Source organism: Silvania hatchlandensis (assembly GCF_025564065.1).
Classification (GTDB): Bacteria; Pseudomonadota; Gammaproteobacteria; order Enterobacterales; family Enterobacteriaceae; genus Enterobacter; species Enterobacter hatchlandensis.
This window is the reverse complement of record NZ_JAMGZK010000055.1, coordinates 14,915-37,741: the sequence shown is the minus strand read 5'-3', so window position 1 is coordinate 37,741 and position 22,827 is coordinate 14,915. Positions and strand designations below refer to the sequence as shown.

Genomic DNA, 22,827 nt, shown 5'->3' with positions numbered 1-22,827 from the left:
CGATTAACCGAACTCACGCAGGCGGTGGGCGATTTTGCGAAACAGGGAGTCATGGCTGGCATCCCGATCTTTCTCGCCGGTGATCACCACTGTGGCGGTGGTGCCCGCAGGCCAGATATTGCCCCGCAGATCGTCCAGACGAATGCGCACCGGCACGCGCTGGGCCAGGCGTACCCATTCAAGATTGGAATCGACCGTCGCCATCCCTTTGCTGTCGCGGGTGGCGCTGGAGTTGGTTACCCCTGCCGCTACGCTGTCGACCGTCCCTTTCAGGACACGGTTGCTGCCAAGCGGGGTAATTTCCACCCGATAACCCGGACGGACGTTTTCCAGCTTGGTCTCTTCCATGTAGGCGAGGACGTAGAAGGAGTGCTGTTTGACCAGCGCCACGGCGGGAGAGCCGCGGGTAATAAATTCACCGGTATAGACGTTAAGGTTGGTCACCCAGCCATCAGCCGGGGCGCGGATTACCGTACGTTCCAGATCGAGCTTCGCCAGATCGCGCGTGGCTTCGGCCTTTGCCTGCTGGTGCAGCACGGTTTGCAGCAGGTTATTGGACTGGTCGATCTCCTCGCGGGACATCGCCTGCACCCCCAGCTTGTTACGGCGGCCAGCCTCCCGGCGTTTCTCTGAGGCCAGTGCCGTGTAATAGGACACGTCCGCTTCTGCCTCTTCCAGCGCTTTCTGGTAACGCGGCTGATCGATGGTAAACAGCACCTGATCCTTTTTGACCAGCTGGTTGTCATGCACGTTGACGGCGGTGATCAGCCCCGCCACATCCGGGGCAATCGCCACGATGTCGGCGCTGAAGCGCGCGTCACGCGTCCAGGGTGATTCGGTGTAAAAGACCCACGCGCGAAAAATAGCGATGAACGCGAGGATGACCAGCGCCATGGTAATGGCGGTACGGGAGATTTTTTTTGTTAGCGTTTTCACATCTACCTCAAACAAACAGGCGCGATACCAGATAGAACAGGCAGCAATACAGCGCAGAATTGAACAATGCAGGGTGCCAGACGAAATCATAGATCCCGGTAGGAGCCAGCACCTTTCGCACCAGCCAGAAAATCGCCAGTGATAAAAGCAGTTCGAAAAATATCGGTGGGAACGATAAACCGAACGCCACGATAACGGGAAACAGACTCATGTTGACCTTGATTAGAGAGCGAGCAGGCGACAGAATTTTTATGCTTACACCACCGCAAAAGTAGCAAGAACAGCCGGGGCGAGAGTGGTGTCGCTATAATGTATGAATAATATATTAGCGTAACTGTTATGCTGTTATCTATCATATGTGATCTAAATCACTTTTAAGCCAGAGTGAACAATGGAACGTCTTAAACGAATGTCGGTATTTGCCAAAGTGGTTGAGCTGGGGTCTTTTACCGCCGCCGCCAGGCAATTACAGATGAGCGTCTCATCGATAAGCCAGACCGTCGCCAAACTGGAAAATGATCTCCAGGTGAAGCTGCTTAATCGCAGCACCCGCAGCATCGGTCTGACGGAAGCCGGGAAGATTTATTACCAGGGTTGTCGGCGGATGCTGTATGAGGCGCAGTCGGTGCATGAGCAACTCTACGCCTTCAACAACACCCCCATTGGCACCCTGCGCATTGGCTGTTCATCAACTATGGCACAAAATGTGCTGGCCGCGATGACCGCCGATATGCTGCAGGAATATCCGGGGCTGACGGTGAATTTAGTCACCGGTATTCCGGCCCCGGACCTGATTGCCGACGGGCTGGACGTGGTAATCCGCGTGGGTGCGCTGCAGGATTCGAGCCTTTTCTCCCGTCGTCTGGGCAGCATGCCGATGGTGGTATGCGCGGCGAAAAAGTACCTGGCGCGGGCGGGGATTCCGGAAAAACCAGCCGATCTCGCCAATCATGCCTGGCTGGAGTACAGCGTGCGGCCGGACAACGAATTTGAGCTGATTGCCCCCGAAGGGCTCTCCACCACCCTGCTCCCGCAGGGCCGCTTCGTGACCAACGATCCGATGACCATTTCCCGCTGGCTGGTGGCGGGCGCTGGAATCGCTTACGTCCCGCTGATGTGGGTCATCAACGAAATCAACAGCGGCGATCTGGAGATCCTGTTCCCGCGCTACCAGTCCGATCCACGTCCGGTGTATGCCGTGTATACGGAAAAGGACAAACTCCCGCTGAAGGTGCAGGTGTGCATCAACTATCTGACGGATTATTTTGTGCAGGTGGCGGCGCTGTTTAAGGAGATGCGGGGCAGAAAGGAGTAAACAGAAGCCCTCGAGCAGAGGGCTTCTTGATGCACGATTAGGCAGTACCGCCGACGGTCAGGTTATCCACTTTCAGGGTCGGCTGACCGACGCCAACAGGCAGGCTCTGTCCCTCTTTGCCGCACACGCCGACACCGTTATCCAGCTTCAGGTCGTTACCGACCATCGAGATCTGCTGCATCGCTTCAATGCCGGAGCCAATCAGGGTTGCGCCCTTCACCGCTTTGGTCACTTTGCCCTTTTCAATCAGATAGGCTTCTGAGGTTGAGAAGACAAATTTACCCGAGGTGATATCCACCTGACCGCCGCCAAAGTTTGGCGCGAAGATCCCGTACTCTACCGACTCGATGATCTCCTGCGGCGTGGACTTGCCCGCCAGCATGTAAGTGTTGGTCATGCGCGGCATTGGCAGGTGCGCGTAAGATTCTCGGCGGCCGTTACCGGTTGGTGCCACGCCCATCAGGCGCGCATTCAGTTTGTCCTGCATGTAACCTTTCAGGATGCCATTTTCGATCAGCACGTTGTACTGACCCGGCGTCCCTTCATCGTCAATGGATACGGAGCCACGACGATCGGTCATGGTGCCGTCATCGACCACGGTGCAGAGTTCAGATGCCACCAGCTCACCCATATGACCGCTGAATACAGAGGTGCCGCGACGGTTGAAATCGCCTTCCAGACCGTGACCGACCGCTTCGTGCAGCAGTACGCCAGGCCAGCCTGCGCCCAGGACTACCGGCAGCGTACCCGCAGGTGCCGCCACGGCTGACAGGTTAACCAGCGCCATGCGCACGGCCTCTTTCGCCCACGCGTCGGCGCGGACTTCACCCTCTTCCAGGCCGAGGAACCATTCGTAACCGAAACGACCACCGCCACCGCTTGAACCGCGCTCGCGCTTGCCGTCATCTTCCACCAGCACGCTGACGGATAAACGCACCAGCGGGCGCACGTCGGCAGCGAGGGTGCCGTCGGTTGCTGCCACCAGAATCAGCTCATACACACCGCTCAGGCTGGCAGACACTTCCTGCACGCGCTTATCCTCAGCACGCGCGACTTTGTCGACGCGACGCAGAATATCCAGCTTCTCTTCGCGGCTTAAGCTCTGCAGCGGATCGATGCTGGTATACAGCGCTGAATGCTGAACTTCGCCCAGCGTCTTCACGCGACCATCACCATTTTCGCGCACGATGGTACGCGCCGCCTGGGCGCTCTGCTGCAGCGCGGTGAGGTTAATCTGGTCTGCGTAGGCAAAACCGGTTTTCTCACCGCTAATGGCGCGAACACCGACGCCCTGATCGATGTTATAAGAACCATCTTTGATGATGCTGTCTTCTAAAACCCAGGATTCGTGATAGCTCGACTGAAAGTAGAGATCGCCGTAGTCGAGACGGCGCTCGGTCAGTTGACCAAGAATGGAAAACAGGTCCTGATGGCTCAGGCCGTTCGCTGCCAGCAGATGTTCACTTACCAGGTTCAGACTCATCGTTTTGCTACTCGTTCGTTGCCGTCCACAGGACGTATCTAAGATCTTATCTATTGAGAGTGAGGCAATTAATTGCCCGCGTCAAATCATTGCTGTGCATCTTTGCGCGGCTGACGCAGCACTTCATTAATCTGTGGTTTATCGACCGGGCCAGTAATGCGATAACGCAGAATCGAGACTTTACTCCACAGCGGCCCCAGTACTTTACTGGCGGCAAACACCGCCGCACCGACTATCGGGTTGACCGCAAAGGCCGCCGCTACGCCAACGGTCGCCGAAATCTCCGGTGCCACGACGGCTTCCATGTTGAGCTCGCGGCGGACCAGATTGACGGAGCCTTTCATGGCGATATCCGCCTCCAGTCCATCGACCAGCGTATCATCGGTGTGCAGGACGCCGTCTTTGATCCACGCGGTGCTGTTGATGGAGTCGAAGTAGAAGCCTTCATCGAAGGTGTCGCTAAAGTCCAGACGCAGCTTGCGCAGCAGCGCGTCAAAGCTGAGCAGGCGCAGCAGTTGTCCAGCATGACCGGTGCTTACATTGGCAATTTCACCTTTGCCGAGCCGGGCTTTCAGGATGCCGTTCAGCGAGGCCTCGTCCGGCTGCCACGGCGGGTTGCGCCAGTGCAGATCGTAATCGACGTCAAACGACGAATCGCGAACCGGCGTATTCACACCGAAATAGTTGAAGGCCGCATCCAGCTTGCGGCCCTTCAACTGCCCCTTCAGCGAGGTGCGCTGCTCACCGGTGCCGTTCACCCACTCGCCGTTGGCTGTCAGACGGGCAAAGCCGGTATCCACCAGCCCGCCCGCCAGAGTTAAGGTGTTGCCCTTAATGGCGAAGTCGCCGTCGATACGGCCATACTTCTGCCCCCACAGCCAGCATTCGGCGCAGCGCAGCTGTAAATCAGGCCAGCCGGAAAAATTAATCTGGCTGGCGTTTGCGAGCACAGAGGAGTTGCTCCCGCTGCCGGAGGTGGCTGCCGCCGGGTTGTAATAGAGATAGCGGATATTCGCCTGCCAGGGTGCCGAATTGCGCATCAGTACCGTGGCGTTGATCTCCCGCCCCTGCGCATCGATTTTCGACCCGTTCGCCGTGGGCTGCGAGACAATGCTCAGGTTATTCCACTGCTGTCCGCCCAGTGCCAGCGCAGGCGTACGCACGGTGATGTGCTGCGGGAACTGCGCGGCATCATCCACATTTTGCCCGACTCCGCGCTGGAAAAGCGCTAACCACTGTGCGCCGTCCATCGGCGGCAAATTCAGTTCGATACCCGGCTGCTCCGGTAACGGCGGCAGCGTGCGGCTGTCAGTGGTCCAGATGGCACGATCCAGCGTCAGCTTACGGTTCAGCAGCCAGCGGCTGTTGAAGTGATTCTTACTGCTGGTGTTGCCGCTCAGGGTAAAGCTGTTGAGATCCCCGTCGACCGCCAGTTTCACCGGCAGCGCTTCTCCTGCGTTCTTAGCCAGCGGCGACGGTAAGTCGCTGCTGATGTTCTTCAGGTCGCCGTTAATATCGACTTTATAATGCGCATCGCCACGATACGGCAGAGTAATCGCGACGTTACCTTTCCACGGCACGCGCCCCTCAAGGGACTGACTGACAGGTTTTGGCAGCACATGCATCCGCGAAGGCTGCCAGTTGCCATCCAGATTTACCGCCACCTGATAGGCTTTGTTGCCTTCGGTGGTTGAGAAATCGACATTGACCGGCTGACCAAACCAGCTGGCGGTCAGCGGCCCACTTTTCAGGTCGCCATTAACAAAGCTGAACTGGCCGCTCAGATTGGTCAGGGTGCTGTCCAGCGGCTTGATCAACAGGCTGTTGTTTTTGAGCCTGACCTCGCCTTTGGCGGTGGTCAGGGTACCATCCAGTGGAATATCCAGATGTAAGCGAGCATTCACATCGCCATCCAGCTGGAGCTGCTTGAGTGTGGCACCCAGCGAATCATCCAGCGGTGTCTCGTCGAAGTAGGGTCCAACGGCTTTGCCGGGCCCGTTAATATCGGCGTCAATCAGCAGCTTTTCTTTCGAATAGTCCGGGATCGCCGCCGCCAGATTACTCGCCGTCACGCCCCCCAGCGCCACGCGATCCGTTTTCATCCACAGGCCGTCGTTGATGAAATCGAGCGTAATATCCAGGTTCTTTAACGCAGGCCAGTCCGGCTGGAAAGCATAGGTGGCGTTGCGTAACGGCACCCATACCTGGAACTGCCCTTCGTTGTGCTTATACGGGAACAGGTGTGGATTGCCGCCATACACCAGCGTGGTGTTATCGGATTGGCCTCCCTGGATGGCACCGCTCAGGTAATCCACCAGCTCTTTACCCATCAGGTTTTCCGGGAAATAGCGCCAGGCCTGGGCACCATCGTCAGTGCTGATGCCCGCCAGGATCCCCAGCCAGGGCTCATCACCCGTCGGCTGTAAATAGCGGAAATCGCCCCGGGCATGCACCCCTTTGGCTTTGACGTCGATATTGCGCCCGTCGAGCTGGAAGCCATTTTCGTTTTTCAGCCAGTTGAGGGTCGCCGTGCCTTTTTCGATTTCCAGCGGCGCGCGGAAAACGGTTTCGTAAGGCATTTTCGCCTCACGCATGTTGGCGGTCAGACGGCCATCCTCCACGCTGCCTTCCAGCGTTCCGCTGAAATGCTCGGCCCCCGGCAGCATCTTCCACTGCTTCCAGGCTAAATCGGTCCACGCGACGTTAAAGCGGGTTTTCTCGGTGGCCTGCAGAGGAATATCCAGCGCCAGGGTGTTGATGGCCCCGACCGGCTGCGTAGCCTGCCAGATCTCACCCAGCGCCGGAGAGAGCTTGCCCGCGAGGGTACGCAAGCCTTCGAGGCTTTCGAGCTTCAGGTTGCTGGCGCGGATGCGCAGCTCGTCGCTGCGCTTGCTGTCGACACCGCCAACGTCCTGCGCCGGGATCCAGGCCAGCGCCAGTGCGCCGCGTGGCCAGGGTTTGTTATCCATTGTGATGCGGGTGTCCGGGATGGCGAACTGCCAGCCGCCCTGTTCGCGGGTCACATGTGCGGTAAGGTTATCGACGGAGAGCTGATGCTGACGGCGTTCGCCGGCCCAGCTGGCTCCCCCCTGTTTGAGCCAGATATCACCGCTGGCGAACTGGCCTTTAGTGAGGGTCATCCAGCCTTCGATGCTAAAGCGAGCGGTTTCCAGCTGCATGTTCTGCTGCAACCACTCCCCGAGCCAGGGTTTGACGTCCACATCGTCCGCCTGCAGCCATACCTTGCCGTTATTCAGCAGACCATCGTCGTCGCGCAGATCCATACGTACCTGCATCACGCCGTGCTGGCCGTTGAGGCTGGAGAGGCTCACCTGCCCCTCGGCGCGGTGCCGATCTTTGCCATTAAGCCAGGTCAGTTGGGGAATAGCCAGTTCTGCGCGCTGCCCGGAAAGGGTGATAAAGCTGATTTCACTGTCGCGCAGATCAAAGTGGTCAAACTGGCGCAGGAACAGATCGCTGATGCGGTTGGCTTCAAAGCCGTCGCCCTGCTCATCGCTGCGCAGTGGGGTGTTGGTCAGATACTGCAGTTGATAAAAGGTGAGATCGCGAAACTGCCAGCGCAGGTGCAGCAGGCTTTGCCACACGTCCAGCGCCAGAGTTACGCGGTTGATTTTGAGATAGCCGCCATCTTTCAGTTGGGCGTTGATGTCGCGCACGTCGAGGGTCGGGCCAAAATTTTGCCAGCTTGCGCTGAGCTGGCTTGCCGCCACAGGCACACCAGTGGCGGTTTCAATTTTCTCCAGCAACTGTGGACGCCAGCTGTCCAGATGCGGCAATACGAGACGCAGCCCGCTTACGAGCAGCGCGACAATCACAATCAGCGTTGCCCCTGTAAGCAATAAAATCCCCGGCAGTCGCCTCACGCGTCGCTCCTTGTCAGCCGTTCTTATCTCGCAGCATGCTGCGGGTTACATCATCACCACGTCAAACTGCTCCGGATTGTAGAGCGGCTCGATTTGTACTTTGACCTGTTTGCCGACAAAAATTTCCACTTCTGCCAGGGCATGCGACTCTTCCCCTTTCAGGGCTTCGGCCACTGAGGGAGAAGCATAGACCAGGAATCGGTCGGAGTCGTAGGCATGATGAACGCGGACAATCTCACGCATGATCTCATAACAGACCGTCTCCACGGTCTTCACCGTGCCGCGGCCATGGCAGGTCGGGCATTCGTTGCACAGCACATGCTCCACGCTTTCACGGGTGCGCTTGCGGGTCATCTCCACCAGCCCCAGCTGCGAGAAGCCATTGATGCTGGTTTTAACGCGATCTTTACTCAGCGCCTGCTCCAGCGAGTGCAGAACGCGGCGACGGTGATCTTCATTACTCATATCGATAAAGTCGATGATGATAATGCCACCCAGATTGCGCAGACGAAGCTGGCGAGCAATGGCCTGCGTTGCTTCGATGTTGGTGTTAAATATGGTGTCGTCCAGATTGCGATGGCCAACAAACGCCCCGGTATTGATATCCACCGTGGTCATCGCTTCGGTCTGATCAATAATCAGATAACCACCGGACTTGAGCTCAACCTTACGCTCAAGCGCGCGCTGAATTTCATTTTCAACATCGTACAGATCGAAGATCGGCTGACGTCCGCTGTAATGCTCCAGCAGGCCGGGCATCTCGGGAATGTACTCAGCAGTAAACTCCAGCAGCGCATCATACGTCAGACGAGAGTCGACGCGAATGCGATCGAGCTGAGCATCGGCAAAGTCGCGCAGCACGCGCTGGGCAAGCGCCAGCTCACCGTACATCTGGTAGCGGGTCTGGTTGCGCTTTTTACGCTCCATCACCTTTGTCCAGACGCGTTTCAGGTAGGCGGCATCCGAGGCCAGATCGTCTTCGCTAATCCCCTCAGCCGCGGTGCGGATAATAAATCCGCCCTGCTCGTCGCAGTAAGCGCCAACCACTTTTTTCAGGCGCTCGCGCTCGGTTTCGCTCTCAATACGTTGCGAAACGCCAACGTGAGAAGCACCGGGCATAAAGACCAGATAGCGGGAGGGTAACGTGATGTCGGTAGTGAGACGTGCGCCTTTGGTACCAAGCGGATCTTTCACCACCTGCACCATCAGGTCCTGGCCCTGACGCACCAGTTCGGAGATATCACGCACGGTAAATTGTTTTTGCTCTTCACCCGCCACGCATTCGGTATGCGGCATGATGTCAGATGCATGCAGGAACGCGGCCTTATCAAGGCCAATATCTACAAATGCCGCCTGCATACCCGGCAGAACACGACTGACGCGACCTTTGTAGATATTGCCTACGATCCCGCGCCGCGCTTCGCGCTCGATATGAATTTCCTGAAGAATTCCGCCATCGATATAGGCTACACGCGTTTCGGATGGCGTTACGTTTACCAACAATTCAGCCGTCATAATTATCCCTTCCCTCACGTAGTGAGTTAAAATTGCTCAGCAACTCATACGTTTCCACCAGCGGTAAGCCGACTACGGCGTGATAGCTGCCAGCAATCTTCCTGACAAAACAGCCACCCAACCCTTGAATACCGTATGCACCTGCTTTATCCATAGGTTCACCGCTGGCGATATAAACAGCGATATCCTCTTCTGTGAGTACTCTGAACGTGACATCGGTGACAACCAGACAGTCCAGCACGTGCTGACTGTCTGCCAGCGCGACGGCGGTCATCACCTGATGCGTATGCCCGGACAATTTACGCAGCATTTGCGCCGCATGCGCGGCATCGTGCGGTTTCTCGAGGACTTCACCGTTGAGGATCACGATGGTATCAGCTCCAAGCACCGGCAAATCGCGCGGCGTCTGAGCCACGCCTGCCTGTGCCTTTTCCCGCGCAAGACGAGAAACATACTGTTGTGCGCTTTCGCCCGCGGCACGCTGTTCTTCAATGCCGGTCACGATACGTTCAAAAGACACCCCTAACTGGGTCAGGAGTTCCTGACGGCGCGGGGAGCCGGAAGCGAGATACAAAGACGTCATAGAAACCTTTTATTGCACGGCAAATTGCTGGCGAATCTTACGCATCAGCAGGAATAACCATGGCCAGAGCACACCGTTTACTACACTACTCCAGAACACTTCCGGACGGAAAGAGACGTTGATCACTAAAAACTCTGCCCAGAAAACAATGATATCCGCAGCAAGCGATAACAGCATAACCACCAGCGCCTGTTGCCAGAGCGCCAGATTACGAAAGAGCTGGAATTTCAGTGCGACCAGATAGGCGATGATGCTCATGGACAGGGCGCGAACGCCAAGCGTCGAGCCACTGATGAGATCCAGTATGGCACCCATCACAAAACCTGTGCCCACATTTACGCGGTGCGGCAGAGCGAGGATCCAGTAGAGCAGAATCAGTAGTACCCAATTTGGCCGGAAAACAAGGATGTTATCCGGCCAGGGCATGATTTGCAGCAACAACGCGATCAGAAATGAGAGCCAGATAACCCAGCGTCCCTGGCTACGATAGCTGGCCACTATTGCCCTCCCGAGGAGAGTCGCGGTGGCGGTGTAGCAGGCGTCGGTTGGGTCAGCCCCGTTGCAGGTGCAGGTACCGGCGCAGGCGGTCCCATGGAGTTTGGCGCAGGCAGAACCTGCGGCATCATCTGCATCAGGCGTTCATTGGCTACGCGATGCACTTCTTCCGGCGTCATCGGGTTGGTTCCGTTACGATCGGCACCCCATAACAGCAGCAGATAGCGCAGGCGCTGCAGGCCCGCGGTCGGACGCGCCTGAATCACGGTGTAAGCACGCTGGGTATCCAGCTTCACGGATGAGACAACGCCCACCGGATAACCTTCCGGGAAACGACCGCCCAGACCCGAGGTCACCAGCACATCGCCAACCCGAATATCGGTATTAGCCGGCAGATGTTCCAGCTGCAGGTCGTCGGTACAGCCGTTACCGGCCGCAATCACGCGGATGTCGTTACGCAGTACCTGGATAGGCAGCGCGTGAGTCGCATCGCAAATCAGCAGTACGCGGCTGGTGAGCTTGGCAACCGCCACCACCTGGCCGACAACGCCTTTATCACTGATGACCGGCTGGCCTTCATACACGCCATTGACGCTGCCTTTGTCGATCACTACCTGATCGCTATACGGATCGTTAACGGTAGAGATCACCTGAGTCACCATCTTCTGCTCATCCTGACGCAGCGGGGAACCCAGAAGCTCACGCAGACGGGCGTTCTCCTGCTTGTACTGACCCAGCATCAGCAGCTCGCTGTTTTTCAGCAGCAGTTCCTGACGTAAGGCGCGGTTTTCAAGCTCGAGCTGATCGCGTGAAGACAGGGTTTGCGACACGCTGTCGAGTAATTCACGGGGACCATTTGAAATAAAATAGAAAGGACTGACGGCAGTATCCATGTACGTTCGGATCTGATTGAACGTACCGAGGCGGCTATCGGCAATAATGACACCAAGCGCTACCAACACCCCAAGGATCAGGCGAAACTGTAGCGACGGGCCACGGCTAAAAATTGGCTTCATAGGCTATGCGTACTCTCGCGTCAGAGAGAAAGGGTAGCATCCGCTACCCTTTCACACCTGATTACTCTTCGCTAAACAAGTCGCCGCCGTGCACGTCGATCATTTCCAGCGCCTTGCCGCCACCACGGGCAACACAGGTCAGTGGATCTTCAGCAACTACGACAGGAATACCTGTCTCTTCCATCAACAGGCGGTCGAGGTTACGCAGCAGCGCACCACCACCGGTCAGCACCATGCCGCGCTCGGAGATATCGGACGCCAGTTCTGGCGGACACTGTTCGAGGGCAACCATGACGGCGCTAACGATACCGGTCAGCGGCTCTTGCAGCGCTTCGAGGATTTCGTTGGAGTTCAGGGTAAAGCCACGAGGAACGCCTTCGGCCAGGTTACGACCACGAACTTCGATTTCACGAACTTCGTCACCCGGGTAAGCAGAACCGATCTCGTGCTTAATACGCTCTGCGGTGGCTTCACCGATCAGAGAGCCGTAGTTACGGCGCACATAATTAATGATGGCTTCATCGAAACGGTCACCACCGATACGCACGGAAGAGGAATACACCACGCCGTTCAGCGAGATAACGGCCACTTCAGTGGTACCACCACCGATATCCACAACCATAGAACCGGTTGCTTCGGAGACCGGCAGACCGGCACCAATTGCCGCAGCCATCGGCTCTTCAATCAGGAAGACTTCACGCGCACCTGCGCCCTGAGCGGATTCACGAATAGCACGACGCTCAACCTGGGTGGCGCCAACCGGCACACAAACCAGAACGCGCGGGCTCGGACGCATAAAGCTGTTGCTGTGAACTTGCTTGATAAAGTGCTGCAGCATTTTCTCGGTCACAAAGAAGTCAGCGATCACGCCGTCTTTCATTGGACGAATGGCAGCGATATTACCCGGCGTACGACCAAGCATCTGCTTAGCGTCATGGCCTACTGCCGCAACGCTTTTCGGTGAACCAGCACGATCCTGACGAATGGCCACAACAGAAGGCTCATTCAGTACAATGCCTTGTCCTTTTACATAGATGAGGGTATTCGCGGTACCCAGGTCAATGGACAGGTCGTTGGAAAACATGCCACGAAATTTTTTCAACATACTAAGGGATAATCCTGAAAGCTGGGGCGGAAAACAAAATCCGCTTACTTTATCAACCACGCGCAGCAGCGACAAGGCGCAAAAATCGTCTGCTACGGTGAAAATTAGTGCAGTACGTTTCCTTTGTTACAAATCGGCACCTGACTCCCTCAGGACTGAGCAAACAGCTGCGTTTCTCACTTTTATTTGTAATCCGTTAAAGGACGTTCACTGTCTTTTTGTGCGTCACACTTTACGCTACAGGCGCGATATTCTACGTGAAAACTCACCAAACGGCAGGTTAAACAGAGTATCTTTGCGAATATTTTTTCACATTAGTGTCAAGAGGCTGAGAGGCCGCGAAAAAATCGCCTTGACCCCCTGTAACTCCGCGTTCTGTCAACGTCTGCCATTCGGTTCTGGACCGCACACCGGTCGCAAATACATGCGTCTTTGTTCCCTTACAGGCTTCAACCAGACTCTGAACCAGCAGCTGGTTTTCGGTGCGTTTTTCAATATTCCTGACCAGTGCGGGATGCAGCTTCAGCAGCTCCACCTCCAGCACCTTAATCCAGCTGGTGCTGACCAGCGTCAGGCCCGCCTGCGTCACCGCAACGCGCGCGCCCAGCGCACTGATCAACCGGACAATCGGCTGTAACCGACTGATGTGTTGACAAACATCCGCCTCTGCAAGTTCAAAAATAATCCGCTTCCGCTGCGATTTTTCACATTGCATCAGCAGATCCCGCAGCCAGCGCTGGAAACGTGGGCGGATCAGCGACTCCACCGTCACCTGCAACGCCAGCGTCTCTTCCGGCCAGAAGGATAAGAATGGCATCAATCGAGAAATTTGCTGGCGATCGTACTCTTCTGAGAGCCCAAACTGCAGAACCATCGGCAGATACTCGGCGGATCCCACTTCCTCATTACCGTCAAAAACACGGCACAGTAGCTCCCGATGGTGGACCTCTCCGTTATTCATTACCGCCGGTTTTTGGTAAATCCTCGGCCCGCCCCGGGTGAGCATCTGCTCAATCAGGGTACGCCAGCGCACGTTACCGCGCCCTTTTTCCGGGAGAGAATCATCGTACACCGCCCAGCCGTTTGCCCCCTGCAGCACCGCATTGCGCGTGGCGGCTTCAGCATGTTCCATGACCTGTTCGGTTGCCTGCCCGCTGCGCCAGGCGTAAATACCGATATGCACCATATCATCGCGATCGAGCATTTTGCTCGGGGGCAGCGCATCCACCGCTTTCAGCAGCAGGCTGGCGATGCTTTCCGACTCTTTCAGGGTGCGATGCGGCAGCAGCACCGCGTAATCACTGCGGCGATAGCGCGCCAGCAGCGCGCCGGGGTAACGCATAATAAAGGTGGAGAGCAGATTGATGAGCGTAAACAGGTTCTCTTCCGCCACCGAGCGCCCCCAGTTGTCTTTCAGGAGATCGAAATCGGGCAGGCGAGCAATCATCACCACGCCGTGCGAGCCGACTTTCTCCTGGTCTTCCAGCAGGGTTGCCAGCTGACTGTCAAAGAACAGACGATTATTAAGGCCTGTTTTGTTGTCATGGGCAGCGTAGGAGCGAATCAGTGTGTCCATCCGGCTCCGCTGATCGCTGGCAAACTGGATGTCGGAGAGCAGCGCGTCCAACGCGCTGCTGGTGCGCGATGGCCATTCATAGACGGAACCACGTACCTGCGCTCCGCGCTCGCCATTGAGGATCCGCGCCGCCCGCGTCTCCAGTAGCTCCTGCCCGGACAACTGGCGGCGCAACCAGCGCACCGCGAGGAAAATCACCGCCACTATCAGCAAAATCGCTATCGTCAGCGGCGCGGTCGTCATCAGTGAGCGGAAGTAGCTGGTCATCGGATCCTGATAGACCAGATTGATGCTCATTCCGGGGTTTTTCAGCGACTCGACCGTCAGTTCGCGTGTGTTGTACTGCGTTCCCGCAGGGCGATAGCGGTGCGGCGCCGTGTGAATGAAAACGCGGTGATCGCCCTGCTTAATCTCAACCTGCGTAATGTCCACGGGCACCATCAGCTCATCCAACTGTTGCGAGAGCGCGGAAAAAGAGGTGCTGACCAGACGGGAATCGATGACCGATGCGACGGACTGCATGCGGTTCACCAGCTTGCCCTGGATCGCGTTATAAAAACTCAGCGAGCAACCGATCAGGATGACAAAAATGGTCAATCCGGTAAGCAGGGTGATAAAAGCGGAGAACTTCGTCGATAATCGCATCCTTGAGATTACTCCGTGAGTTGATGGGGATAGCAAGTGAGCGCTAACTTGCAATACACATCGGCATACTACCAAATCGGGTGTATCTGGCAATTTATTGCGTTAAATCGGCATTGCACGTCACTGAGCGAGTATAGTCTTCAAAAATTATTTTCCCATCATCATGCTGAGTAAGGAATCCGTATGCAGGCTTTGATCTTAGAACAACAGGAAGGCAAAACACTGGCATCAGTGCAATCTATTGAGGAGAGCCGCCTGCCTGAAGGTGCCGTGACCGTTGATATCGACTGGTCCAGCCTGAACTACAAAGATGCACTCGCCATTACCGGCACCGGCAAAATCATCCGTAATTTCCCGATGGTGCCTGGTATCGACTTTGCCGGGCGCGTACACACCAGCGAAGATCCGCGTTTTCATACCGGCCAGCAGGTGCTGCTGACCGGCTGGGGCGTGGGCGAAAACCACTGGGGCGGACTGGCGGCGCAGGCGCGCGTCAACGGTGACTGGCTGGTGCCGATGCCAAAAGGAATGGACGGGCGTAAAGCGATGATCGTCGGCACGGCCGGTTTTACCGCGATGCTGTGCGTAATGGCGCTGGAAGAAGCAGGCGTGCGTCCAGAGTCTGGTGAAGTGGTGGTTACCGGCGCCAGCGGCGGCGTAGGCAGTACGGCGGTCGCGCTGCTGCACAAGCTGGGCTATCAGGTGGCGGCGGTGTCGGGTCGCGAAAGCACCCATGACTATCTGCGTCAGCTGGGAGCCAGCCGTATTCTGAGCCGCGATGAGTTTGCCGAAACCCGTCCGCTGGAAAAACAGATCTGGGCAGGGGCGGTCGATACCGTCGGTGATAAAGTGCTGGCAAAAGTGCTGGCGCAGATGAACTACGGCGGCTGCGTGGCGGCCTGTGGCCTGGCGGGGGGATTCACCCTGCCGACAACGGTGATGCCGTTTATCCTGCGTAATGTCCGTCTGCAGGGTGTGGATTCGGTTATGACCCCTGCCGTACGCCGCGCGCAGGCCTGGGAACGTCTGGTGCAGGATCTGCCAGAATCTTTCTACACGCAGAGTGCCACCCAGATTAGCCTTGAGCAGGCGCCGGAATTTGCTGCGAAGATCGTCAACAATCAGATCCAGGGCCGTACGCTGGTGAAGATTGCCTAATCTTCAAATTTTCGTGACATATTCGCGTTAACCCTTCTCCTCCGTCATGCTTAGAAAAATGCATGACGGAGGATGCCATGAAACTCAAACCCCTTACGGAAACCGATGTCACCGCGGAATCCGTTTTTATGCTCAAGCGTCGCCAGGTCCTGAAGATGCTGGGGATCAGCGCTGGAGCCTTGACTCTCTCTCCCCTCGCCCACGCCGATCTGCTGGACTGGTTTAAGGGCAACGACCGCCCGAAAGCGCCTCCCGGTAAACCCCTCACCTTTACCCAGCCTGCGCAGTGGCAGAGTCCGCTTGCTAAAACGCCGGAGGAGAAGGTCACGGGCTACAACAACTTCTATGAATTTGGACTGGATAAAGCCGATCCTGCCGCCAACGCCGGGAGCCTGAAAACCGATCCCTGGACGCTGAAAATTGAGGGCGAAGTGGCTAAACCTCTGACCCTCGATTATGACGATTTAACCCGCCGCTTCCCGCTGGAGGAGCGAATCTACCGCATGCGCTGCGTGGAAGCCTGGTCGATGGTAGTGCCATGGATTGGTTTTCCGCTGCATAAATTACTGGCGATGGTTGAACCCACCAGCAATGCAAAATATGTCGCCTTCAAGACCCTTTACGCGCCAGAGGTGATGCCCGGGCAGCAGGACCGCTTTATCGGCGGCGGACTTGAGTACCCATATGTGGAAGGGCTGCGCCTTGACGAAGCCATGCATCCGCTGACGCTGCTGACCGTCGGGGTGTACGGCAAAGCGCTGCCGCCGCAAAACGGGGCGCCGATCCGCCTGACCGTGCCGTGGAAATATGGCTTTAAAGGGATTAAATCGATTGTCAGCATCAGGCTGACCCGCGAGCGTCCACCCACCACCTGGAATCTTGCCGCGCCGAACGAATACGGTTTTTACGCCAACGTGAATCCGCACGTCGATCATCCGCGCTGGTCGCAGGCCAGCGAGCGTTTTATTGGCTCGGGCGGCGCACTGGACGTTAAACGCCAGCCCACCCTGCTGTTTAACGGTTATGCCGACCAGGTGGCGTCACTGTATCGCGGCCTCGACTTACGGGAGTTTTTCTAAGTGCGTCTGACAGCAAAGCAGATTATCTGGCTGAAAGTTGCCCTGCATCTGGCGGGGCTGCTTCCTTTTATATGGCTGTGCTGGGCCGTCAGCCACGGCGGATTCAGTGCCGATCCGGCAAAAGATATCCAGCACTTTACCGGCAGGACGGCACTGAAATTTTTACTGGCGACCCTGCTTATCTCTCCACTGGCGCGTTACGCCAGACAACCCCTGCTGATCCGCACCCGACGCCTGCTGGGATTATGGTGCTTTGCCTGGGCGAGCCTGCATCTCACCAGCTATGCGCTGCTGGAACTCGGCATCAACAATCTGGGTCTGCTTGGCCGCGAACTGATCACCCGCCCGTACTTAACGCTGGGGATTATCAGCTGGATTATCTTACTGGCCCTGACGTTGACCTCCACCCAGTACGCGCAGCGAAAACTGGGTCGACGCTGGCAATTTCTGCATAATTTCGTGTATCTTGTCGCGATCCTGGCCCCCATACACTACCTTTGGTCAGTGAAAATTCTGTCACCGCAGCCGATCATCTATGCGCTCCTGGCGCTGATAATGCTGGCATGGCGTTATAAGAAGTTTCGCCAGTGGTGGCGATAACGGGCGAAAGTGTGCGGATTCCCGCAGATCGCTTATCCTTCCTTAGGCTTTTTCCGAATGCGGTTGATAATCTTCCCTGATAAGACCAGTATTTAGCTGCCAAATGCTACGAAATCGTTATAATGTGCGACTTTGGTTTCCCCGACGGGTTTTTGATACCCCGAGAGGGTGACAATCGCGCATCGAAGGTATATTTTGTTTTTTACCGGAGAATCGCAGGAGATAGCGGCACAATGGCTGACAAGTTTCACATCTTAGTTTTAAACGGACCGAACCTGAATATGCTCGGCACCCGTGAACCCGAGAAGTACGGCACCCTGTCGTTAACCGACATTGTTAACCGTCTCGCTACCGAAGCGGCGGCGCTCAATGTGGAACTTGACCATTTTCAGTCGAATGCGGAATACGCCATCATCGACCGAATTCATCAGGCTAAAGACACAACGGACTATATCCTGATCAATCCGGCCGCGTTTACGCATACCAGCGTGGCTATCCGCGACGCGCTGCTGGCGGTGAGCATCCCGTTTATCGAGATCCACCTCAGCAACGTGCATGCGCGGGAGCCGTTCCGCCACCATTCCTATTTGTCAGATATCGCCACGGGCGTGATCTGCGGATTGGGGGCTGACGGCTATTCATTCGCTTTACAGACAGCGGTAAAACGCCTGTCACAATCACACTAAACAAAGAGTACGGAACCCACTCATGGATATTCGTAAGATTAAAAAACTGATCGAGCTGGTTGAAGAATCAGGCATCTCCGAACTGGAAATTTCTGAAGGCGAAGAGTCTGTACGCATCAGCCGTGCCGCGCCAAACGTCGGCTACCCGATGATGCAACAGGCTTACGCTGCACCAATGATGCAGCAGCCAGCTCTGTCTAACGCTGTCGCTCCGGCAGCCGCTCCAGCAATGGAAGCGCCAGCAGCAGCGGAAATCAGTGGTCACATCGTACGTTCCCCAATGGTTGGTACTTTCTACCGCACCCCGAGCCCGGACGCTAAAGCGTTCATCGAAGTGGGCCAGAAAGTTAACGTAGGCGATACCCTGTGCATCGTTGAAGCCATGAAAATGATGAACCAGATCGAAGCAGACAAGTCAGGTACTGTGAAAGCGATTCTGGTCGAAAGTGGTCAGCCGGTTGAATTTGACGAGCCGCTGGTCGTCATCGAGTAACGAGGCGAACATGCTGGATAAAATTGTTATCGCCAACCGCGGCGAGATTGCACTGCGAATCCTTCGTGCCTGTAAAGAGCTGGGCATCAAGACCGTTGCTGTGCACTCAAGCGCGGATCGCGATCTGAAACACGTTTTACTGGCGGATGAGACGGTCTGTATTGGCCCGGCTCCGTCCGTTAAAAGCTACCTGAATATCCCGGCTATCATCAGCGCCGCTGAGATCACTGGCGCGGTGGCTATTCACCCGGGTTACGGCTTCCTCTCTGAGAACGCCAACTTTGCTGAGCAGGTTGAGCGCTCCGGCTTTATCTTCATCGGCCCGAAAGCTGACACTATTCGCCTGATGGGCGACAAAGTGTCGGCGATCACCGCCATGAAGAAAGCCGGCGTCCCAACCGTACCAGGCTCCGACGGCCCACTGGGCGACGATATGGATGCTAACCGTGCCCATGCTAAACGCATTGGCTACCCGGTTATCATCAAAGCGTCCGGCGGCGGCGGCGGTCGCGGTATGCGCGTTGTGCGTAACGATGCGGATCTGGCTCAGTCCATCGCCATGACCAAAGCTGAAGCGAAAGCCGCTTTCAGCAATGACATGGTGTACATGGAGAAATTCCTCGAGAACCCACGCCACATCGAAATTCAGGTGCTGGCAGACGGTCAGGGCAATGCTATCTATCTGGCAGAACGTGACTGCTCCATGCAGCGCCGCCACCAGAAAGTAGTCGAAGAAGCGCCAGCACCAGGCATCACGCCGGAACTGCGTCGCTACATCGGCGAACGTTGCTCTAAAGCGTGCGTGGATATCGGCTATCGCGGTGCAGGTACCTTCGAGTTCCTGTTCGAAAACGGCGAGTTCTACTTCATTGAGATGAACACCCGTATTCAGGTTGAACACCCGGTTACCGAAATGATCACCGGCGTTGACCTGATCAAAGAACAGCTGCGTATCGCGGCGGGTCAACCGCTGTCCATCAAGCAGGAAGAAGTTGTGGTGAAAGGCCATGCGGTGGAATGCCGTATCAACGCCGAAGACCCGAACACCTTCCTGCCAAGCCCGGGTAAAATCACGCGTTTCCACGCGCCGGGTGGTTTTGGTGTGCGCTGGGAGTCTCATATCTACGCCGGCTACACTGTACCGCCGTACTATGACTCAATGATTGGTAAGCTTATCTGCTACGGCGAATCCCGTGATGTGGCGATTGCCCGCATGAAGAACGCGCTGCAGGAGCTGATCATCGATGGTATCAAAACCAACGTTGAACTGCAGATGCGTATTATGACTGACGAGAACTTCCAGCATGGTGGGACTAACATCCACTATCTGGAGAAAAAGCTCGGTCTTCATGAAAAATAAGCGTACGTAAGCAACAAAAGGCCGGTTAATCCGGCCTTTTTTATTTCTGGGGATTGCTCAGTTCCATCATGTACAATTCCCGCTTTCTTTTCCCACCAGGGACAAAAAATGGACAAACGTTTTGTTCAGGCCAACAAAGAAGCCCGCTGGGCGCTGTGGCTAACCCTTCTCTATCTGGCTGCGTGGTTAGTGGCTGCTTACTTACCTGACTCCCGGATTGGGTTCACGGGCCTGCCGCACTGGTTCGAAATGGCCTGCCTGCTTATCCCGCTGGTGTTTATTGTGCTGTGCTGGGCGATGGTGAAGTTCATCTATCGCGACATCTCGCTGGAGGACGACAATGCAGCTTGAAGTCATTCTGCCGCTGATCGCCTATTTGCTGGTGGTATTCGGTCTGTCCGTGTATGCCATGCGTAAGCGTTCGACTGGCCCTTTCCTTAACGAATATTTCCTCGGCAGTCGCTCCATGGGCGGGATCGTGCTGGCCATGACGTTGACCGCGACCTACATCAGCGCCAGTTCGTTTATTGGTGGCCCGGGAGCAGCCTATAAATATGGCCTTGGCTGGGTACTGCTGGCGATGATCCAGCTCCCTGCCGTCTGGCTCTCGCTGGGTATTCTGGGTAAAAAGTTCGCCATTCTGGCGCGTCGTTATAATGCCGTCACGCTGAACGATATGCTCTTTGCACGCTACCAGAGCCGTCTGCTGGTGTGGCTTGCCAGCCTCAGTTTACTGGTGGCGTTCGTGGGCGCGATGACGGTGCAGTTTATCGGCGGCGCACGCCTGCTGGAAACCGCCGCAGGTATCCCTTACGAAACGGGGCTGCTGATCTTTGGCATCAGTATCGCGCTGTATACCGCTTTTGGTGGTTTTCGCGCCAGCGTGCTTAACGATACGATGCAGGGCATGGTGATGCTGATTGGCACGATCGTGCTGCTGGTGGGCGTAGTGCATGCTGCGGGCGGGTTAGGTCAGGCAGTGGAAACCCTGCAGACTATCGATCCAAAACTGGTCTCCCCGCAGGGCGCGGATGACATCCTCTCCCCGACCTTTATGACCTCCTTCTGGGTACTGGTCTGCTTCGGGGTGATTGGTCTGCCGCATACCGCCGTACGCTGTATCTCTTACAAAGACAGCAAGGCAGTGCATCGCGGCATCATCATCGGCACCATTGTGGTAGCGATCCTGATGTTCGGTATGCACCTTGCGGGCGCGCTGGGCCGGGCAGTGATCCCGGATCTGACCGTGCCTGATCTGGTGATCCCAACCCTGATGGTCAAGGTCCTGCCACCTTTTGCCGCCGGGATCTTCCTCGCGGCACCCATGGCGGCGATCATGTCGACAATCAACGCCCAGTTGCTGCAAAGTTCCGCTACGATCATCAAAGATCTGTACCTGAGTATGCATCCGGAGCAGATGACCAACGAGCGACGCCTGAAGCGGATGTCGGCGGCGATCACCCTGCTGTTAGGGGCGCTGCTGCTGCTGGCGGCCTGGAAGCCGCCTGAGATGATAATCTGGCTCAATCTGCTGGCCTTTGGCGGGCTGGAAGCCGTGTTCCTGTGGCCGCTGGTGCTGGGGCTGTACTGGGAGCGCGCGAACGCTGCCGGTGCCCTGAGTGCGATGATTGTCGGTGGCGTGCTGTATGCCGTGCTCGCCTCCTTTAATGTTCAGTACCTGGGCTTCCATCCGATTGTGCCTTCGCTACTGTTGAGTTTGCTGGCGTTTGTGGTCGGGAACCGTTTTGGTCAACCTGCGCCGCAGGCAGCCGTCATTTCTACTGATAAATAAAGAGTTTTGCCATGCCGTGGATCCAACTGAAACTGAATACGACCGGCGCCAATGCCGAAGAAATGAGTGATGCGCTGATGGAAACCGGTGCGGTCTCCATCACCTTCCAGGACACGCATGACACCCCGGTGTTTGAACCTCTGCCGGGCGAAACCCGCCTGTGGGGTGACACTGACGTCATCGGCCTGTTCGATGCTGAAACCGACATGAATGAGGTGGTGGCCATTCTGGAAAACCATCCGCTGCTGGGCGCAGGTTTTGTCCACAAGATTGAGCAGCTGGAAGATAAAGACTGGGAGCGCGAGTGGATGGATAACTTCCACCCGATGCAGTTTGGCAAACGTCTGTGGATCTGCCCGAGCTGGCGCGACGTACCGGATGCCAACGCGGTCAACGTAATGCTCGATCCGGGTCTGGCATTCGGAACCGGTACTCACCCCACCACCTCCCTGTGTCTGCAATGGCTCGATGGTCTGGATCTGGACGGCAAAACGGTGATCGACTTTGGCTGTGGATCCGGGATCCTCGCTATCGCCGCCCTGAAGCTGGGTGCCGCAAAAGCGATCGGGATCGACATCGATCCACAGGCGATTCAGGCCAGCCGCGATAACGCCGAACGTAACGGCGTCTCCGAGCGCCTTGAGCTGTATCTGCCAAACGATCAGCCAGAGGCCATGAAAGCCGATGTGGTCGTCGCCAATATCCTGGCAGGCCCGTTACGTGAGCTGGCGCCATTGATCAGCGTCCTGCCCGTTGACGGCGGTTTACTGGGCCTGTCCGGCATTCTTGCCAGCCAGGCCGAGAGCGTGTGTGAAGCGTATGCCGATCTCTTTGCACTCGACCCGGTGGTCGAGAAAGAAGAGTGGTGCCGCATTACGGGTTGCAGAAAGTAAGCATCTGCCCAACTGCCTGACATTTAAACAACGACGTTGATTAAACATCAGGCAGTGATCATGTTCTAAAATGAGACCTGGATCGCAAAGAACAGCTGAAATCTGCTGCTAAAAACAGCAGATTATCCCGCTCAGGGGTATGATTCTTTAAGAAAAAATGAGAAGTTTTGGGAAATTGTAAGCGGCCATAAAATGAGCATAATTAATTAAGTT

General features: G+C 56.3%; 20 protein-coding genes. 10 read left to right on the top strand and 10 right to left on the bottom strand.

What is annotated here, in order from left to right; all coding sequences use genetic code 11:
* Positions 1 to 3: 3 nt before the first annotated feature.
* Together aaeA and aaeX are read right to left on the bottom strand one after the other, a co-directional pair.
* Complete coding sequence (gene aaeA / locus M8014_RS21055; protein WP_271284324.1) at positions 4 to 936, bottom strand: p-hydroxybenzoic acid efflux pump subunit AaeA; 933 nt, start codon at positions 934 to 936, stop codon at positions 4 to 6.
* A gap of 7 nt (positions 937 to 943) precedes the next feature.
* Positions 944 to 1,147: a p-hydroxybenzoic acid efflux pump operon protein AaeX gene (aaeX, locus tag M8014_RS21050; RefSeq protein WP_271268360.1), complete on the bottom strand. Its 204-nt coding sequence runs from the start codon at positions 1,145 to 1,147 to the stop codon at positions 944 to 946.
* A gap of 180 nt (positions 1,148 to 1,327) precedes the next feature.
* On the opposite strand from aaeX, the gene aaeR reads away from it, so the two are divergent.
* Entirely contained in the window at positions 1,328 to 2,251 is a 924-nt protein-coding gene (aaeR, locus tag M8014_RS21045) for an HTH-type transcriptional activator AaeR (RefSeq protein ID WP_271284323.1), read from the top strand.
* 37 nt (positions 2,252 to 2,288) lie between these two features.
* On the opposite strand, the gene tldD is transcribed toward aaeR, so the two are convergent.
* The 8 genes from tldD to csrD form a co-directional block, all read right to left on the bottom strand.
* Positions 2,289 to 3,734: a metalloprotease TldD gene (gene tldD, locus M8014_RS21040; RefSeq protein WP_271284322.1), complete on the bottom strand. Its 1,446-nt coding sequence runs from the start codon at positions 3,732 to 3,734 to the stop codon at positions 2,289 to 2,291.
* Positions 3,735 to 3,820: 86 nt separating this feature from the next.
* Complete coding sequence (yhdP, locus tag M8014_RS21035; protein WP_271284321.1) at positions 3,821 to 7,618, bottom strand: AsmA2 domain-containing protein YhdP; 3,798 nt, start codon at positions 7,616 to 7,618, stop codon at positions 3,821 to 3,823.
* Between the two features lie 45 nt (positions 7,619 to 7,663).
* Positions 7,664 to 9,133, bottom strand: coding sequence for a ribonuclease G (gene rng, locus M8014_RS21030; RefSeq protein WP_271284320.1), 1,470 nt, complete (start codon positions 9,131 to 9,133; stop codon positions 7,664 to 7,666).
* On the bottom strand, positions 9,123 to 9,716 hold the full coding sequence (locus tag M8014_RS21025) for a Maf family protein (protein WP_271284319.1): 594 nt from the start codon (positions 9,714 to 9,716) through the stop codon (positions 9,123 to 9,125). The genes rng and M8014_RS21025 overlap by 11 nt, the downstream gene beginning before the upstream one ends.
* Before the next feature lie 9 nt (positions 9,717 to 9,725).
* The gene (gene mreD, locus M8014_RS21020; protein WP_271284318.1) at positions 9,726 to 10,214 is read right to left on the bottom strand and encodes a rod shape-determining protein MreD; all 489 of its coding nucleotides are present in this window, start codon (positions 10,212 to 10,214) and stop codon (positions 9,726 to 9,728) included.
* Positions 10,214 to 11,227, bottom strand: coding sequence for a rod shape-determining protein MreC (mreC, locus tag M8014_RS21015; protein ID WP_271284317.1), 1,014 nt, complete (start codon positions 11,225 to 11,227; stop codon positions 10,214 to 10,216). Before mreC ends, mreD begins: the two co-directional genes overlap by 1 nt.
* Positions 11,228 to 11,288: 61 nt before the next feature.
* Entirely contained in the window at positions 11,289 to 12,332 is a 1,044-nt protein-coding gene (gene mreB, locus M8014_RS21010; protein WP_064327643.1) for a rod shape-determining protein MreB, read from the bottom strand.
* 280 nt (positions 12,333 to 12,612) lie between these two features.
* Complete coding sequence (gene csrD / locus M8014_RS21005) at positions 12,613 to 14,553, bottom strand: RNase E specificity factor CsrD (protein ID WP_271284316.1); 1,941 nt, start codon at positions 14,551 to 14,553, stop codon at positions 12,613 to 12,615.
* A 183-nt stretch (positions 14,554 to 14,736) separates the two neighbouring features.
* Here csrD and acuI point away from each other — a divergent pair, with 183 nt between their 5' ends.
* From acuI to prmA, 9 genes are all read left to right on the top strand, one after another.
* Complete coding sequence (gene acuI, locus M8014_RS21000) at positions 14,737 to 15,711, top strand: acrylyl-CoA reductase (NADPH) (RefSeq protein ID WP_271284315.1); 975 nt, start codon at positions 14,737 to 14,739, stop codon at positions 15,709 to 15,711.
* Between the two features lie 77 nt (positions 15,712 to 15,788).
* Positions 15,789 to 16,790 (top strand): protein-methionine-sulfoxide reductase catalytic subunit MsrP, encoded by a 1,002-nt coding sequence (msrP, locus tag M8014_RS20995; RefSeq protein WP_271284314.1) that lies wholly within the window; start codon positions 15,789 to 15,791, stop codon positions 16,788 to 16,790.
* Entirely contained in the window at positions 16,791 to 17,390 is a 600-nt protein-coding gene (msrQ, locus tag M8014_RS20990; protein WP_271284313.1) for a protein-methionine-sulfoxide reductase heme-binding subunit MsrQ, read from the top strand. It abuts the gene before it with no gap.
* 233 nt (positions 17,391 to 17,623) lie between these two features.
* Positions 17,624 to 18,076 (top strand): type II 3-dehydroquinate dehydratase, encoded by a 453-nt coding sequence (gene aroQ, locus M8014_RS20985; RefSeq protein WP_271268373.1) that lies wholly within the window; start codon positions 17,624 to 17,626, stop codon positions 18,074 to 18,076.
* 22 nt (positions 18,077 to 18,098) lie between these two features.
* A complete protein-coding gene (accB, locus tag M8014_RS20980; protein ID WP_271268374.1) occupies positions 18,099 to 18,569 on the top strand; it encodes an acetyl-CoA carboxylase biotin carboxyl carrier protein in 471 nt (156 codons plus the stop codon).
* Between the two features lie 10 nt (positions 18,570 to 18,579).
* On the top strand, positions 18,580 to 19,929 hold the full coding sequence (accC, locus tag M8014_RS20975; RefSeq protein ID WP_271284312.1) for an acetyl-CoA carboxylase biotin carboxylase subunit: 1,350 nt from the start codon (positions 18,580 to 18,582) through the stop codon (positions 19,927 to 19,929).
* A gap of 108 nt (positions 19,930 to 20,037) precedes the next feature.
* Positions 20,038 to 20,280: a YhdT family protein gene (locus tag M8014_RS20970; protein ID WP_271284311.1), complete on the top strand. Its 243-nt coding sequence runs from the start codon at positions 20,038 to 20,040 to the stop codon at positions 20,278 to 20,280.
* Positions 20,270 to 21,721, top strand: a complete 1,452-nt coding sequence (gene panF / locus M8014_RS20965; RefSeq protein WP_271284310.1) for a sodium/pantothenate symporter — start codon at positions 20,270 to 20,272, stop codon at positions 21,719 to 21,721. The genes M8014_RS20970 and panF overlap by 11 nt, the downstream gene beginning before the upstream one ends.
* Before the next feature lie 11 nt (positions 21,722 to 21,732).
* Positions 21,733 to 22,614 (top strand): 50S ribosomal protein L11 methyltransferase, encoded by an 882-nt coding sequence (gene prmA / locus M8014_RS20960; RefSeq protein WP_271284309.1) that lies wholly within the window; start codon positions 21,733 to 21,735, stop codon positions 22,612 to 22,614.
* Positions 22,615 to 22,827 lie beyond the last annotated feature (213 nt).

What these genes read in the sequence shown, in the direction of transcription:
- accB (WP_271268374.1), top strand. Translation starts at nt 18,099, where the DNA reads ATGGATATTCGTAAGATTAAAAAACTGATCGAGCTGGTTGAAGAATCA.
- acuI (WP_271284315.1), top strand. Translation starts at nt 14,737, where the DNA reads ATGCAGGCTTTGATCTTAGAACAACAGGAAGGCAAAACACTGGCATCA.
- mreB (WP_064327643.1), bottom strand. Translation starts at nt 12,332, where the DNA reads ATGTTGAAAAAATTTCGTGGCATGTTTTCCAACGACCTGTCCATTGAC.
- accC (WP_271284312.1), top strand. Translation starts at nt 18,580, where the DNA reads ATGCTGGATAAAATTGTTATCGCCAACCGCGGCGAGATTGCACTGCGA.
- rng (WP_271284320.1), bottom strand. Translation starts at nt 9,133, where the DNA reads ATGACGGCTGAATTGTTGGTAAACGTAACGCCATCCGAAACGCGTGTA.
- M8014_RS20970 (WP_271284311.1), top strand. Translation starts at nt 20,038, where the DNA reads ATGGACAAACGTTTTGTTCAGGCCAACAAAGAAGCCCGCTGGGCGCTG.
- prmA (WP_271284309.1), top strand. Translation starts at nt 21,733, where the DNA reads ATGCCGTGGATCCAACTGAAACTGAATACGACCGGCGCCAATGCCGAA.
- mreC (WP_271284317.1), bottom strand. Translation starts at nt 11,227, where the DNA reads ATGAAGCCAATTTTTAGCCGTGGCCCGTCGCTACAGTTTCGCCTGATC.
- tldD (WP_271284322.1), bottom strand. Translation starts at nt 3,734, where the DNA reads ATGAGTCTGAACCTGGTAAGTGAACATCTGCTGGCAGCGAACGGCCTG.
- csrD (WP_271284316.1), bottom strand. Translation starts at nt 14,553, where the DNA reads ATGCGATTATCGACGAAGTTCTCCGCTTTTATCACCCTGCTTACCGGA.
- aaeR (WP_271284323.1), top strand. Translation starts at nt 1,328, where the DNA reads ATGGAACGTCTTAAACGAATGTCGGTATTTGCCAAAGTGGTTGAGCTG.
- aaeX (WP_271268360.1), bottom strand. Translation starts at nt 1,147, where the DNA reads ATGAGTCTGTTTCCCGTTATCGTGGCGTTCGGTTTATCGTTCCCACCG.
- panF (WP_271284310.1), top strand. Translation starts at nt 20,270, where the DNA reads ATGCAGCTTGAAGTCATTCTGCCGCTGATCGCCTATTTGCTGGTGGTA.
- msrP (WP_271284314.1), top strand. Translation starts at nt 15,789, where the DNA reads ATGAAACTCAAACCCCTTACGGAAACCGATGTCACCGCGGAATCCGTT.
- aroQ (WP_271268373.1), top strand. Translation starts at nt 17,624, where the DNA reads ATGGCTGACAAGTTTCACATCTTAGTTTTAAACGGACCGAACCTGAAT.
- M8014_RS21025 (WP_271284319.1), bottom strand. Translation starts at nt 9,716, where the DNA reads ATGACGTCTTTGTATCTCGCTTCCGGCTCCCCGCGCCGTCAGGAACTC.